General features: G+C 71.9%; 15 protein-coding genes. 6 read left to right on the top strand and 9 right to left on the bottom strand.

What is annotated here, in order from left to right; all coding sequences use genetic code 11:
• Window positions 1-5: 5 nt before the first annotated feature.
• On the bottom strand, window positions 6-554 hold the full coding sequence (locus tag AB0K35_RS25205) for a TetR/AcrR family transcriptional regulator (RefSeq protein WP_238670712.1): 549 nt from the start codon (window positions 552-554) through the stop codon (window positions 6-8).
• 113 nt (window positions 555-667) lie between these two features.
• Between AB0K35_RS25205 and AB0K35_RS25200 the strand changes: the two genes are divergently transcribed.
• Window positions 668-1,612: an NADP-dependent oxidoreductase gene (locus AB0K35_RS25200; RefSeq protein ID WP_363888051.1), complete on the top strand. Its 945-nt coding sequence runs from the start codon at window positions 668-670 to the stop codon at window positions 1,610-1,612.
• Between the two features lie 3 nt (window positions 1,613-1,615).
• Here the strand turns inward: AB0K35_RS25200 and AB0K35_RS25195 are convergent, their stop codons facing one another.
• Both AB0K35_RS25195 and AB0K35_RS25190 read right to left on the bottom strand, forming a co-directional pair.
• Entirely contained in the window at window positions 1,616-2,470 is an 855-nt protein-coding gene (locus AB0K35_RS25195; protein WP_238670710.1) for a polysaccharide deacetylase family protein, read from the bottom strand.
• 269 nt (window positions 2,471-2,739) lie between these two features.
• Window positions 2,740-2,934, bottom strand: coding sequence for a CsbD family protein (locus AB0K35_RS25190; RefSeq protein WP_238670709.1), 195 nt, complete (start codon window positions 2,932-2,934; stop codon window positions 2,740-2,742).
• A 157-nt stretch (window positions 2,935-3,091) separates the two neighbouring features.
• Between AB0K35_RS25190 and AB0K35_RS25185 the strand changes: the two genes are divergently transcribed.
• Window positions 3,092-3,703 carry a histidine phosphatase family protein gene (locus AB0K35_RS25185; protein WP_238670708.1) on the top strand — a complete coding sequence of 204 codons (612 nt, stop codon included), beginning with the start codon at window positions 3,092-3,094 and terminating at the stop codon, window positions 3,701-3,703.
• Here AB0K35_RS25185 and AB0K35_RS25180 read toward each other — a convergent pair.
• The 3 genes from AB0K35_RS25180 to AB0K35_RS25170 form a co-directional block, all read right to left on the bottom strand.
• A complete protein-coding gene (locus AB0K35_RS25180; protein ID WP_238670707.1) occupies window positions 3,633-4,139 on the bottom strand; it encodes an Lrp/AsnC family transcriptional regulator in 507 nt (168 codons plus the stop codon). The genes AB0K35_RS25185 and AB0K35_RS25180 overlap by 71 nt on opposite strands.
• A gap of 107 nt (window positions 4,140-4,246) precedes the next feature.
• The gene (locus tag AB0K35_RS25175) at window positions 4,247-5,389 is read right to left on the bottom strand and encodes an acyl-CoA dehydrogenase family protein (protein WP_363888049.1); all 1,143 of its coding nucleotides are present in this window, start codon (window positions 5,387-5,389) and stop codon (window positions 4,247-4,249) included.
• A complete protein-coding gene (locus AB0K35_RS25170; RefSeq protein ID WP_238670706.1) occupies window positions 5,386-6,501 on the bottom strand; it encodes a Xaa-Pro peptidase family protein in 1,116 nt (371 codons plus the stop codon). Before AB0K35_RS25170 ends, AB0K35_RS25175 begins: the two co-directional genes overlap by 4 nt.
• Before the next feature lie 202 nt (window positions 6,502-6,703).
• Between AB0K35_RS25170 and AB0K35_RS25165 the strand changes: the two genes are divergently transcribed.
• A complete protein-coding gene (locus AB0K35_RS25165; protein WP_357363524.1) occupies window positions 6,704-8,071 on the top strand; it encodes a glycosyl hydrolase family 18 protein in 1,368 nt (455 codons plus the stop codon).
• 50 nt (window positions 8,072-8,121) lie between these two features.
• Here the strand turns inward: AB0K35_RS25165 and AB0K35_RS25160 are convergent, their stop codons facing one another.
• Window positions 8,122-9,009, bottom strand: a complete 888-nt coding sequence (locus AB0K35_RS25160) for a winged helix-turn-helix transcriptional regulator (RefSeq protein ID WP_363888047.1) — start codon at window positions 9,007-9,009, stop codon at window positions 8,122-8,124.
• Between the two features lie 302 nt (window positions 9,010-9,311).
• Here AB0K35_RS25160 and AB0K35_RS25155 point away from each other — a divergent pair, with 302 nt between their 5' ends.
• The 3 genes from AB0K35_RS25155 to AB0K35_RS25145 all read left to right on the top strand — a co-directional run bounded on the left by AB0K35_RS25155 (window position 9,312) and on the right by AB0K35_RS25145 (window position 11,891).
• The gene (locus tag AB0K35_RS25155) at window positions 9,312-9,539 is read left to right on the top strand and encodes a hypothetical protein (RefSeq protein WP_238670703.1); all 228 of its coding nucleotides are present in this window, start codon (window positions 9,312-9,314) and stop codon (window positions 9,537-9,539) included.
• A 60-nt stretch (window positions 9,540-9,599) separates the two neighbouring features.
• Window positions 9,600-10,556, top strand: a complete 957-nt coding sequence (locus tag AB0K35_RS25150; RefSeq protein WP_238670702.1) for a 5'-3' exonuclease — start codon at window positions 9,600-9,602, stop codon at window positions 10,554-10,556.
• 177 nt (window positions 10,557-10,733) lie between these two features.
• Window positions 10,734-11,891 (top strand): low temperature requirement protein A, encoded by a 1,158-nt coding sequence (locus AB0K35_RS25145; RefSeq protein WP_238670701.1) that lies wholly within the window; start codon window positions 10,734-10,736, stop codon window positions 11,889-11,891.
• A gap of 13 nt (window positions 11,892-11,904) precedes the next feature.
• On the opposite strand, the gene AB0K35_RS25140 is transcribed toward AB0K35_RS25145, so the two are convergent.
• Window positions 11,905-12,615 (bottom strand): Asp/Glu racemase, encoded by a 711-nt coding sequence (locus AB0K35_RS25140; protein ID WP_363888044.1) that lies wholly within the window; start codon window positions 12,613-12,615, stop codon window positions 11,905-11,907.
• A gap of 44 nt (window positions 12,616-12,659) precedes the next feature.
• Complete coding sequence (locus AB0K35_RS25135) at window positions 12,660-13,487, bottom strand: hypothetical protein (protein ID WP_238670699.1); 828 nt, start codon at window positions 13,485-13,487, stop codon at window positions 12,660-12,662.
• Window positions 13,488-13,609 lie beyond the last annotated feature (122 nt).

The raw sequence follows: 13,609 nt of genomic DNA, 5'->3' as shown, positions 1-13,609 counted from the left end.
ACCGGTCAGGCGCGGATACCGGCGAGCACCAGATCGGCGACCCTACCGATCACCCGGGCGTTCGTCGCTGCCGGCAACCGCCGAAGCGACGCGATGGCCAACAGGCCGGCCCGCACGTCGTCCGCGCCGACGCCGTCGCGCAGCACACCCGCCGCCCGGGCCCGCACCACCAGCACGTTCAACGCCTGCGCGTGCTCCCGCCGCTCCCGCTGAAACGCCGCACTCACCTCACCCGGCCCCAACAACGCCTCGTTGAGCGCCCGATCATGGATCTGCCGCTCGGCGAACTCGCGCACCACGCCGGACAACGCCCGCCACGGGTCCGGGTCGTCGAGCGCGCGGCGCACCTGCACACCGCAGTCGTCCACCCGCTCGGCCAGGACCGTCGCCACCAACTCCGTACGCGTCGGAAAATGCCGGTACAGGGTCGCCACGCCCACCCCCGCCCGTCGCGCCACCTCCCGCATGGGCACCTCGAGCCCCGCCGACGCGAACGCCTCCCGTGCCGCCGCCACCACCCGATCACGGTTGAGCCGGGCATCGGCACGCTGCATCTGAGACATCTCCGACCGGCCTTCCTCTCACTTGACCCCACAGCGGAACGCCTGCTCCGTTTCCGGCCTACGGTACGACCATCACCCCGTCTTCCCAGGCAGAGGAGCCCCAGATGTTCGCCGTGCAGTACGACCGGTTCGGCGGCCCCGAGGTACTGCACCTCGAGACCACTCACGCGCCACGGCCCCGGGCCGGCCAGATCCGCATCCGCGTCCAGGCCGCCGGCGTCTCCCCCGTCGACGTCGGCCTCCGCTCCGGCCGCACCCCGATGAGCGCCCAACTGCCGCTGCCACACATCCCCGGCGTCGACGCGGCCGGCATCGTCGACGAGATCGGCGACGACGTCGACGGGGTCACCCTCGGCGACCATGTCTTCGGCCTCGTCGAGCTGGCCAGACTCGGCGGCGCGAGCGCACAGTTCGCGGTACTACAGCTCTGGGCGCACAAGCCCAGCACCATGCCGTGGGCCCAGGCGGGCGCGGCAGGCACCAGCATCGAGACCGCCACCCGGGCCCTCGACCTGCTGGACCTACGGCCCGGCATGACGCTCCTCGTCGACGGCGCCGCCGGTGGCGTCGGCAGCACCGCCGTCCAACTCGCCACCGCTCGCGGCGTCCACGTCATCGGCACCGCCCGCGCCGACAACCACGACTTCCTCCGCCAACTCGGGACGACACCGGTCACCTACGGCCCCGACCTCACAGGCCGCCTCGACGCCCTCGGCGTGACCCGGATCGACCGCGCCCTCGACATCGCCGGCGCCGGGTCCCTGCCCGAACTGCTCCACCTCACCGGCGACCCGACAGCGGTGCTCACCCTGGCCGACTTCACCGCCCCCACCCACGGCGTCCGACTGTCCATGGGGCAACTGGCCGGCGAACCCGACGGCCGCCACGGCCTGCCCGCCGCAGCCGAACTGTTCACCGAGGGCCGGTTCAGGGTGCCCATCGAAGCCACCTTCCCGCTTGAGAAGGCGGCCGACGCGCACCAGACGGCCGAGCACGGATCCCGCCGCGGAAAGATCGTCCTGACCGTCGACGACGTGCAGCAGGGCTGAGCCTCAGCCCTCGGCCAGCACCTCGGACAACGGCGCGGGCACCAGCCCTCGCTCCCGCAACCCGGCCAGGATGTGTGGCAACGCCTCATCCGTCATCGCTGCGTTCGCCTCGGTCACATGCATGATCACCACCGACCCGGGGCGAACGTGGTCCAACACCGCCCGCACCAACGGCTTCCACGCCGTCGCGAACGGATCGCCGCTGACCACGTCCCCGTCGACCACGGTCACGCCCAACGGCGCCAACGCGTCCAACGCCGCCGCGTCATGGCACAACCCGGGAAACCGGAAGTACCGGGTCTGCCGACCCCCGTACGGCGCGATCACCTCGAACGTCTTCGCCACATCGCCGGCCAGCTCGTCGACCGGCAGCCGGGGCAGGTCGTAACAGTCGGCGGTGAACGCCGCGTGCCCGTAGGTGTGGTTGGCCAACTCGAAGCGCGGATTGCCGGCGATCCGCCGGGTCACGTCCGGATACCGCTTGACCCACTTGCCGGTCAGGAAGAACGTCGCCGGCACCTGCTCCCGCTCCAGCAGGTCGAGGATGCGCAGGTTCGCGTACGACTTCACCCGGCCGGCCCGCAGGCTGGCCAACATCCCGTCGGTCATGTCCGCGTCGAAGGTCAGCGCGACAGTGGCCCCGGTACGCGGGCCGTGATCCACCACCGGCGCCCTGGCCCCGATCGGCGTCGCGCCCGGCACCGTCGCAACCACCGGCGGCGACGAGACGGTGCTCGGCGGCACCGCCGGAGAGACGCCCGTCGACGGCACCTCCGACGAGGCGTCGCCCGACGGCACACCGGCCGGGGTCGACGAGGCCGACGACCCGACGAAGACCGGCCGGTCCGGCGGTGGCACCCGAGACGCCGTACACGCGGCACCGCCGACAACGGCCACCGCCGCGATTACGCCACACCACAGGGGACGGAGCCGAGCGAGATTCACGCCGCCGATCATCCCAAACGCGAGCCACCCTCATTGCCCCGTGCCGACCCTGCCTCCGGTCATGGAAGCCCCAGAGGCCGCGCCAAACCCGCAAGATCGCGACAGGAAGGCCCTGGGCCCGGGGTCGCAGCACGATGGTCCCCGGGCGACGGCGCGCCCGGGGACCCCGTAGACCGCTCGGGTCACTTCGTGAAGGAGTCCTTCACGTTGCGACCAGCGTCCTTCACGTTCTGACCGGCCTGCTTGGCGCGCGCGTCGCTCTGCTGGCTGGCGCCCTCGCCACGCATCCGCTCGTTGTCGGTCATGTCGCCGACGCGCTCTCTCGCGGCGCCGGCCAGTTGCTCAGCCTTGTTCTTTGCCTTCTCGGTGAAGCTCATCGCGCCTCCTCGGTCTGGCGGTTGTCCCGGCTCGCTTGCCCGGTCTGCGGGTGCCGAAACCGGCAGTGCCGGTCGGCACATCCGCTAAAGCATCCTAGGAAGATAGGTAGTGGGAGGGTCGCCTGTCGGCACCGCCCCACGATGGTTAACTGACCGCATGGGAGAGCTCCTGCTGATCCGGCACGGCGAGACCACCTGGAGCGCCAGCCTGCGGCACACCTCGTACACCGACCTGGAGCTGACCCCCGACGGCGAGCGACAGGCCCGCACCCTGGCCGCGTTCCTGGCCGGCCGGCGCTTCGTCACAGTGCTGACCAGCCCCCGCTCCCGGGCGCTGCGCACCGCGCAACTGGCCGGGCTCACCGTCGACGCCGTCGACGAGGACCTCAGCGAGTGGAACTACGGCGAGTACGAGGGCCGCACCACAGTCGACATCCACGACGACGACCCGCACTGGAACATCTGGACCGACGGCTGCCCCGGCGGGGAGTCCCCCGCGCAGGTGGGCGAACGGCTCGACCGGGTGCTGGCCCGCGTCACCCCGCTGCTCGACCGTGGCACAGTAGCCCTGGTCGGGCACGCGCACAGCCTGCGGGTGCTCGGTGCCCGCTGGATCGGCCTGCCCCCGTCCGCCGGTGGGCGGTTACGGCTGGAGACCGCCACTGTCAGCGCGCTCGGTCACGAACACGGCCGGCAGGTCATCCTGCGGTGGAACCAGCCGGCTCCTCCGGCGCCCGGGACCGCGACCGACCCGGTGCCGCAGAGCTGATCTTCGGCGGCCGGTTCTCGTACGGCGTGGACAACACCACTGTCGTCCGGGTCGTGACGTTCGCCGAGGTGCGGATCTCCTGGAGCACCCGCTCCAGGTCGGTGGGGCTGGCCACCCGCACCAGCAGCAGGTAGAAGTCCTCCCCCGCCACCGAATAGCAGGAGTCGATCTCCGGCAGGTGGGCCAGCCGCTCCGGGGCGTCGTCCGGCTGCGACGGATCGAACGGCCGGATCGCCACGAACGCGGTCAGCGGCAACTCCAGCGCCTCGAACGACACCCGGGCGGCGTACCCCTTGATCACCCCGCGCTGCTCCAGCCGACGGACCCGCTGGTGCACGGCGGACACCGACAGCCCCACCCGCTCGGCCAGATCGGTGTACGACAGACGGCCGTCGGCGGTCAGCGCGGCGACGATAGCGCGGTCGATCTCCTCCACGGCGTGCAACCTACCGGGAAAACCGTCGCTCGGCGACGAGGTACCCGAGTGGCGGGCCGCGGTGTGCCGTGCCGCACCCACCGCAGCCCCACCACCACGTAGCGTCGTCAGCCCTTGGCCAGGGCCCGGGAGATCACCATCCGCTGGATCTGGTTGGTGCCCTCCACGATCTGCAACACCTTCGCCTCCCGCATGTACCGCTCCACCGGGTGGTCGGCCACGTAACCCGCGCCGCCGAGCACCTGCACCGCGTCGGTGGTCACCCGCATCGCCATGTCGGTGGCGAAGAGCTTCGCCTTGGCCGCCTCGATCGAATACGGGCGGCCGGCGTCGCGCAGCCGGGCCGCCGCCAGGGTCAGCGCGCGGGCGGCGGAGATCTGGGTGGCCGCGTCGGCGAGGAGGAACCCCAGCCCCTGGAAGTCGATGATGGAGCGCCCGAACTGCTGCCGCTCCCTGGCGTAGGAGACCGCGTAGTCCAGGGCGGCCTGGGCCAGCCCGACCGCGCACGCCGCGATGCCCAGCCGGCCGGAGTCCAGCGCGGACATCGCGATGGTGAAGCCCATCCCCTCGCCGCCGATCAACCGGTCGGCCGGCACCCGCGCCTCGTCGAAGGCGATCTGCGCCACCGGGGAGGCGCGCAGTCCCATCGTCCGCTCGGCCGCCTGCGGGGTGATGCCGGCCGTGCCTGCGTCGGCGAGCAGGCAGGAGATCCCCTTCGGACCCGGGCCGCCGCTGCGGCAGAAGACGTTGTAGAAGTCGGCGGTGCGGGCGTGGGTGATCCAGGCCTTGGTGCCGGAGACCAGGTACGCGTCGCCGTCGCGATCCGCCCGGGTGGTCAGCGCCGCCGCGTCCGAGCCCCCCTGCGGCTCGGAGAGGCAGTACGCGCCCAGCAACTCGCCACCGAGCATGTCCGGCAGGAGCTTGCGCTGCTCGTCGCTGCCGAACGCCGCCACCGGGTAGCAGGACAGGGTGTGCACGCTGACCGCCTCGGCGACAGCGAGCCACCGGCTGGCCAGGATCTCCAGCACCTGCAGGTACACCTCGTACGGCTGCGCCGCGCCGCCGTACTCCTCGGGGTAGGGCAGGCCGAGCAGGCCGGCGCGGCCCAGCGTGCGCAGCACCTCGCGGGGGAACTCGGCGCGTTCCTCGAAGGCCGCGGCCTTCGGCGCGAGCTCGCCGTCGGCGAGCTCGGTGGCGAGACCCAGCAGGTCGTGGGCCTCGTCGGTGGGGAGGATCCGGTCGACAGTCATAGCGCGATGAGCTCCGTGGGGGTGGTGTTGAGCCGTTGCACGCCGTCCGTTGTGCAGACGACGATGTCCTCGATGCGGGCGCCGTGCCGGCCCGCCAGGTAGATGCCCGGTTCGATGGAGAACGCCATGCCGGCCTCAAGGGGTCGGTCGTTGCCGGCCACCAGGTACGGCTCCTCGTGCCCGTCCAGGCCGATGCCGTGGCCGGTGCGGTGCAGGAACGCGGGACCGTAGCCCGCGGCGGCGATCGGCGCTCGGGCCGCGGCGTCGGCCGCCGCGGCGGTGATCCCTGGCCGCACCGCCTCGACGGCGGCGCGTTGCGCGTCGCGCAGCACCGCGTAGTAGTCCAGGAAGTCGGCCGGCGCCGACCCGCCCGCCAGGTAGGTGCGGGTGCAGTCCGAGCGGTAGCCCGACGCCATCGTGCCGCCGATGTCGACCACCACCGGCTCACCGACGCCGATCGGCCGGTCGGAGGTGCCGTGGTGCGGGCTGGCTCCGTTGGGCCCGGCCGCCACGATGACGAAGTCGACGGTGACGTGCCCGGCGGCGCGGATCGCCGCGGCGATGTCGGTGGCGACCTCGGCCTCGGTGCGACCGGGGCGCAGCCACTCGCCCATCCGCAGGTGTACCTCGTCGATCGCCGCGCCGGCCTCGGTGAGCGCCGCGACCTCCGCCGGGGACTTGCGGATCCGCAACTCGCGCAGCACCTCCCCGGCGAGCCGTTGGGCGGCGTCGGGGAGCGCCGCGCGCAGGCCGAGGACCTGCTCGGCCCACATCCGGTCGGCGAGCCCGACCGCCGCGACCGGGCCGTCGAGGGCGGCGACAACCAGGGGGTACGGGTCGCTGCCGTCGGCGTGGTCGACGATGCGTACTCCGGTGGCCGGCGCCGGGGACGCCTCCGCGGCCGGGCGTTCGAGCCGGGGCACGACGAGGGTCGGCTCACCCTCGGCGGGCAGCACCAGGCAGGTCAGCCGTTCCCCCGCGTGGGCGTCGTACCCGGTCAGATACCGCAGGTCGGAGCCGGGCGTGAGCAGGAGGGCGTCCAGCCCGGCGGCGGCTGTCGCGCGCTGCGCGGCGATCAACCGATCCGGCGGATACAGCTCGTCGATTCCCACCCCGTCAGCTTAACGGTCGTTTGGGCAAACCCCATATCGACACCGATCGTCGGAAAATCCATCGACGTTGATTGACTCGGACAGTTAACACTCTTTAAGATTTGGCTGCCTCGAGGCCCACCCGTCCCTGCGTCCCCGCACCCCCCGCCCGCGACAACCCTGCGCGGGCGGGTGTCGTCCCCCGCCCACGGGAAGGCCCCCGATGTCCTCACCACTGCGCCGCGCCCTCGCCGCCGGCCTGCTCGCGCTGGCCACGGCCGGCGCCACCCTCACCGTCATTCCCACCGCCGCGCAGGCCGTGGTGCTGCCCAACAACTTCAAGAGCGTCGGCTACATGCCCTCCTGGGCCGGCAACATCAACACCATCCAGTACAACAAGCTCACCCACATCAACTACGCCTTCGTCCTGCCCAACAGCAACGGCACCCTGCAAGGGGTGGACGGGGCCCGACTCTCCTCGCTGGTGTCGCAGGGGCACGCCAACAACGTCAAGGTCTCCATCGCCGTCGGCGGCTGGAACGACGGCAACGACTCGGCCTTCGAGACGCTCGCCGCCAACGCCACCAGTCGCACCAACTTCGTCAACAACCTGATCAATTTCGTCAACCAGTACAACCTCGACGGTGTCGACATGGACTGGGAGTACCCCGACCCGGGCGCCTCGGCCAACAACTACACGGCGCTCATGACGCAGCTCAGCAGCGCCCTGCACAGTCGCGGCAAGCTGCTCACCGCCGCAGTGGTCAGCGAGGGCTACTCCGTCGACGGCGTGCAGCCGGCAGTGTTCAACCAGGTCGACTGGCTCAACATCATGGCCTACGACGGCGGCAGCCCGCACGCCAACTACGACTGGTCGATCAACAGCATCAACCTGTGGAAGGCCCGCGGCCTGCCGGCCAGCAAGGCCGTCCTCGGCATCCCGTTCTACAGCCGCCCCGTCTACTACAACTACTCGTACCTGGTCGGACTCGACCCGGCGAACGCCAACCGGGACTGCGCCACCATCGGCGGCAGCCAGCAGTGCTGGAACGGCATTCCGACAGTCAAGCGCAAGACGCAGTGGGCGCTGGCCAACGCCGGCGGCGTGATGAACTGGGAGCTGTCGCAGGACACCAGCGGCTCGACCTCACTGCTCAGCGCCATGTACGACACCATCATGGGCGGCACCACCCCGCCGCCGACCGGCCGCACCGGCCGGATCACCGGCATCGCCGGCAAGTGCGTCGACGTGGCCTCGGCGAGCAGCGCCAACGGCGCCGCCATCCAGCTCTGGGGCTGCAACGGCACCAACGCGCAGACCTGGACCGTGGCCAGCGACAGCACGCTGCGGGCCCTCGGCAAGTGCGCCGACATCACCAGTGGCTCCACCGCCAACGGGGCGAAGGTCCAACTCTGGGACTGCAACGGCAGCGGCGCGCAGGTCTGGCAGGCGCAGTCCAACGGCACGCTGCGCAACCCGCAGTCGAACAAGTGCCTCGACGCCAGCGACAACAGCTCCGCCGACGGCACCCGGTTGCAGATCTGGGACTGCTTCGCCGGCGCCAACCAGCGCTGGACGCTCCCGGCCTGACGCCGCGCCCACAGGCTGTTGCCCCGGGGCTCCCGATCGACGCCACCGCGTCAGTCGGGGGCCCCGGCGAGCTCACGGACCACCGTCAGCATCTCCTGCACCGAGCCGGCCGGGTCGGTCACCGGGAACTGCACGGCCCGCACCACCGCCGTCGGGTCGACCAGCAGGGTCAGCCGCTTGAACCGGGTCATCCCACTCGCGCGGAACACCGGCAGCAGCAGCCCCGCCCCCAGCCGACCGTCCTCGTCCGACAGCAGCGGGAACGGCAGTTCGGCGTACGCGGCGAAGTCGGCGAGCTGGTCGGGCCGCTGGGTGCTGACGCCGTACACCCGGACACCTGCTGCCACGAAGTCCGGATGACGCTTGGCGTACGTGGTCGACTCCAGGGTGCACCCCCGGGCGCCGGGAATCTCCGCCCAGCCGGGCGGATAGCCCTGCGTCCCCGGCGCGTACGCCCCGGGGAACAGGTAGAGGACCGTCCACGCATCCGTCGCGGCCACCGCCACCGATTGCCCGTCGGCGGCGGGCAGGACGACCTCGGGCAACCGTCGGCCGACCAGGTCGTGCGCGCGGCGCGCCTCGGCCGAGCCGGCGTCGGCCGTCGCTGTCACGTCACCGTCGCCCATCAGGTGCCTCGTTCCCCAGTCCTGCAGCGCGATCAGCACCGGCAACAGCCCCTCGCCCCTCGTGGTGAGCAGATAGTCGTACCGCGGTGGGTGTCGCGAGTACGGTCTGCGCTCCAGCACACCGTGCTCAACCAGGGCGGTGAGGCGCTCGGTCAGCGCCCGACGGCTGACGCCCAGCTCGCGTTGGAGCGCGTCGAAGCGGGTCGTCCCGCCGGCGACGTCACGCACGATGAGGAAGGTCCACCAGTCCCCCAGTACGCCGAGCGCCTGCGCGATGCCGCAGTCCGCATCGGCAAGATCCTCTCGCCGCACCGGCTACCTCCGTTGGTTCCGTCCGACTATAGTCGGTTCCAGATTGGAATGCACTGGCCCGGCGAACGGGGGTCGGCGACCTGCACGTCGACGAACGGGCCGGGGTGTTCCGGCGCTGGTGGACCGTCGGCACGACCGGCATGGGTCGGGTCGGCGGTCGACGCGGTGACGCTGACCGCGCTCCACGCAGTCCACGGCGCGCGGCGACCAGCCCGCACCGTCGTTTTCCGGCAAGGCGCGTCCCCGCGGCCCTAGCCTGGGATCGGGTCGCCCGCGCGGGCGACCTGACCGGGAGGACCGACGTGGCAGGCAACGAGGCGAATCGGGTGGCGACACGCCGTCGCCGCCAACTGTGGGCCGGGGTGCTCGCCCTCGTCGGCCTGGTCCTGCTGATCATCGGCGTCACCGTCGCCGACGGCATCGCGGCCTGGGTCGAGGTGGTGGTGGCGATCCTGCTGCTGGTGACCAGCTACATCGTGCAGCACCTGGCCCGGCGGGAGACCGTCTACCAGCCCGACGAGCGACGCTGACCGCACCGGCGCGGCCGGGCGTACGCCAGATCGTCGGACGGTTGTGCCAGGCTGTCCGGCGTGGCACACCGACCCCCGATCCTGTTGATCGACGCAGCCAGCCTCTACTTCCGGGCCTACTTCGGCATCCCGGAGTCCGCCGCCAAGGCCGAGGACGGCACCCCGGTCAACGCGGTGCGCGGCTTCCTCGACATGCTCGCCACCCTGATCCGGGTGCGGGGCGCCGACCGGATGATCTGCGCACTGGACTACGACTGGCGCCCGGCCTGGCGGGTCGACCTGCTGCCGTCATACAAGGCGCACCGGGTCGCCCCGCAGGGCGGCGAGATCGTTCCGGACACCCTCTCCCCGCAGGTGCCGATGATCCTGGAGGTGCTGACCGCGGTGGGCATCACCGCCGTCGGCGCGACCGGCTACGAGGCGGACGACGTGCTCGGCACCCTCTCGGTGACCCAGCCCGGCCCGGTCGAGGTGGTCTCCGGCGACCGCGACCTGTTCCAACTCGTCGACGACGCCCGACCGGTCCGACTGCTCTACGTCGGGCGCGGCGTCGCCAAGCTCGACGACTGCGACGACGCCGCCGTGCGGGCCCGCTACGGCGTGCCCGCCGACCGGTACGCCGACTTCGCCGCGCTGCGCGGCGACCCTAGTGACGGGTTGCCCGGGGTGGCCGGCGTCGGCGACAAGACCGCCGCCCGGCTGATCGAGCGGTACGGCAGCATCGCCGGCATCCTGGCCGCGCTCGACGACTCCGACTCGTCCTTCGCGCCGGGCCTGCGCGCCAAGCTGGTCGCGGCCCGCGACTACCTGGGCGTCGCGCCGACTGTGGTCCGGGTCGCCCTGGACGTGCCCCTGCCGGAGCTGCCCACCGCGCTGCCGAGCGCGCCGGCCGACCCGGACCGGCTGCTCGAGCTGGCCCAACGATGGAACCTGGCCGGCTCGGCCCGCCGCCTGGTCGACGCCCTCGCCGCCCCCCGTGGTGGCGAGAAGCCGTCGACATCCCCGCAAGCGGGGTAACCACCCGACACAACCCGGTCGGGGGACGAGCGGGCGAACGCGGGCTCCCGCGCTCCCCCGCTCGTTACCGTCCGTACAGGTGGACCGGACAGGTCCGTCGAGTCGAGCGGTTCGCAGGAGTGACCCGTGCACCTCGCCGCGCCGGAGCCCGGATCGCCACGAGCCAGCCGCCCCCCGGTGCGCGACCCGGAGGCCTCACGCCGGGTCACCCTCCTCGAACTCTTCTTCGACCTGGTGTACGTGGTCGCGCTCGCGCTCATCTCGCGAGCAATGGTCGACCAGCTCGACTGGCACCGAGCCGCCGAAGCACTGATCATGCTGGCCGCCGTCTGGTGGACCTGGGCGATCACCACGCTGGTCACCGACCTGTACGACCCGGAACGCACCGAGATCAAGCTGTTGATCAGCGCCGTGATGTTCGGCGCGCTGCTGATGACCACGGCGATCCCGGAGGCGTTCAACGCCCGGGGGGTCGTCTTCGCCGGAGCGTACGTGGCGATCCACCTGGGGCGCGGACTGTTCCTGATGCCGGCGGTACGCCGCCAACCGCAGACCCAGCGTCGGGCGGCCCGCATCTTCCTCTGGTTCGTCGTCTCGGCGATCCCGTGGCTCATCGGCGCCTTCGTCAGCGGGGACGCCCGGATCGCGTGCTGGGCCATCGCGCTCGCCATCGACTACCTCGGCTTCCGGCTCGCGTACCCGGTGCCGGGGCTCGGGGTGGTGCCCGAGAAGCAGCGCAACGTCACTGCGGAGCATCTCTCCGAGCGCTACCAGCAGTTCTTCATCATCGCGCTCGGCGACGCCATCCTGACGATCGGCACCATGTTCAGCATGGAGCACACCGAGGCCGAGAACATCGGAGCGTTCGCGGTGGCGTTCCTGACCACCCTGCTGCTCTGGCGGATCTACGTGCACAAGTCCGGCGAGCTGCTGCCGACCGCCATCAAGGCGGCCCAGTCACCCAGCAAGTTCCTGTTCAGCGCCCCGTACACCCATCTGTTGATGATCGCCGGCGTGGTCACCACCGCGTCCGGCTTCCACCTGGTGCTGCACGAGCCGACCGGGCGGACCCCACCCGCCTGGCTGGCGGTGATCCTCGGCGGACCGGCGCTCTTCCTGGCCGGCCGGGCCTCCTTCGAGTACGAGGTGTTCAGCCGGGTGTCGTGGTCCCGGCCCGGCGGGATCCTGGCGCTGCTGACCATCGCGCCCGGCCTGCTGTACCTGCCGCCGGGGTTCGCCTCCCTCGGTGGGCTGCTGGTGCTGGCCGGCGTGGCCTACGCGGACTTCCGGCGTAGCCACGGCAAGGCGCCAGAGGCCCCGTCACCACCGCACTGAGCCAACCCGCCATTCACAGCGGAACCGAGCCGGCCAACAGCCGGCCCGCGTCGGGCACGTACGGCTCGACACCCAGACCGGTGAGCAGTTGGTGCACCGTCGCCGTCGCCGCGGTGAGCACCGGGCGGCCGAGACGGGCCTCCACCTGCGGCACGGCCGCCAACGACGGCAGCTGCACGCAGGCGGAGAGGACCACCGCGTCCACGTCGGTCACGTCCAGACGAGCGGCCAGCTCGACCAGACTCGCCGCAGGGATGCGCCCGACCGCGACGTTGTCCGGCTCGCAGAGGCTCACCGCGTCGGTCACCTGTACGCCGTACGCGGCGAGGTAGGCGGCAACCGTCGCGGTCAACGGCGGAAGGTACGGCGCGATCAGTGCCACCCGGCGGGCACCCAGCGCCCGCAGCCCGGCGACCAGCGCGCCGGCACTGGTCACCACCGGCATGTCGTGCCCGGCGCGACCGGCGGCGCGGCCCAACCGCCGCTCGGCCCGCTCGTGCGCGCCGGCGCCCTCGCACATCACCGCCACCAGACAGGCGTACGCGAGCACGTCGCAGCGGGCGTCGGCCAACTCCGCGGCACACCGCAGGGCGGAGCGGTTCATCCGGGCCAACTCGTCGGCGGTCACCTGACGCAGCCGTACCCGGCTGGAGTGGGTGGTGAACCGGACCGTCGGATCGACGACCTCGCGTCGGCGCAGCATCGCCGGGATCTCGGTTTCCATTGTGGTGTTGGAACTGGGTACCACCAGGCCGATGCGATAGCCGCTCACACCAGTGCCCCGGCGTACTCCCGGACCTGCAACCGGTCCCGGGCGCCTCCGGCCAGGCGCACCTGCAGACCGAGTGGCGCGGCTGCGCGGCGAACGTCGTCCAGGTGCAGCGATCCGTGCCGGTCCACCGTGAGCACCGGCGGTTCTTCGAGGTCGCCCTCCGGCGCGTGGAACGAGAGCAGGGTGACCGAGGTGGTGAGATAGCCCGGGTACGCGGCGCGGGCCGCGGCCTCGTCCCGGTGGACCAGCACCACCAGATCGTCGAGGTGGGCGAAGTCGGCCGCGAGAGCGCCCGCCTTCCAGTGCGCCGGCTCCTCCGCCGCGCCCGTGAGATGCCGGGAGCGGTTCGCCGAGGTGATGTAGAGATGATCCGTTCCGGTCTCGGCGAGCGCCCGCTCGAAGAAGGCGTTGGACGGGCAGGTCAGCCCCGGTGCGATCACCTGGGTGGTCCGCATCCCCTGGTCGATCTGGGTGAGGTGCTCGGGGAGCCGGTCCGCCGCCGGCCCGCGGAAGCCGAACGGCCCGGCCCCGTAGAGGGCGTCCATCAGCGCCCGCACCCGACCGACCGGCAACCGCGGTGAGATCCGTGTCCAGTCGAACATCCCGGGGATCCGGCCGATCGCTGTGGTGATGCTGCCGACCTGGTGCACCGGTCGGCCCTTGGCCAGGTTGACCCGGCGTACGGCGGCCGCGTCGGGACGCGTCACGATGACGTAGAAGTTGGCGAACGCCGCCGCGACGATCGCGCCGCCAGCAAGCGCGCGGGCCGCGACCGCGACGTCCTCGGGGCGGTCGATGTACAGGGGCGGTGTCGGGGCGTCCATGAGTCCTCCTCGGCGGGGCCGTGAGGCAGTTCTACGTCCACTCACCCGGATGACGGCGAGGTCGGTCGCCGATCCGATAGCCGACAGGCGCTACCCGGTGCGGGCGGCGGATGCCCGGGCGG

The sequence above is a fragment of the Micromonospora sp. NPDC053740 genome, assembly GCF_040677775.1.
GTDB classification, from domain to species: Bacteria; Actinomycetota; Actinomycetes; order Mycobacteriales; family Micromonosporaceae; genus Micromonospora; species Micromonospora alfalfae.
Note: the sequence above shows the minus strand (reverse complement) of the source record. Positions and strands in the feature narration are given on the sequence as shown.

Bases quoted from the DNA above. Each gene is read 5' to 3' on its own strand.
- AB0K35_RS25200 (WP_363888051.1), top strand. From the start codon at position 668: ATGTTCGCCGTGCAGTACGACCGGTTCGGCGGCCCCGAGGTACTGCAC.
- AB0K35_RS25140 (WP_363888044.1), bottom strand. From the start codon at position 12,615: ATGGAAACCGAGATCCCGGCGATGCTGCGCCGACGCGAGGTCGTCGAT.
- AB0K35_RS25165 (WP_357363524.1), top strand. From the start codon at position 6,704: ATGTCCTCACCACTGCGCCGCGCCCTCGCCGCCGGCCTGCTCGCGCTG.
- AB0K35_RS25175 (WP_363888049.1), bottom strand. From the start codon at position 5,389: ATGACTGTCGACCGGATCCTCCCCACCGACGAGGCCCACGACCTGCTG.
- AB0K35_RS25135 (WP_238670699.1), bottom strand. From the start codon at position 13,487: ATGGACGCCCCGACACCGCCCCTGTACATCGACCGCCCCGAGGACGTC.
- AB0K35_RS25185 (WP_238670708.1), top strand. From the start codon at position 3,092: ATGGGAGAGCTCCTGCTGATCCGGCACGGCGAGACCACCTGGAGCGCC.
- AB0K35_RS25190 (WP_238670709.1), bottom strand. From the start codon at position 2,934: ATGAGCTTCACCGAGAAGGCAAAGAACAAGGCTGAGCAACTGGCCGGC.
- AB0K35_RS25205 (WP_238670712.1), bottom strand. From the start codon at position 554: ATGCAGCGTGCCGATGCCCGGCTCAACCGTGATCGGGTGGTGGCGGCG.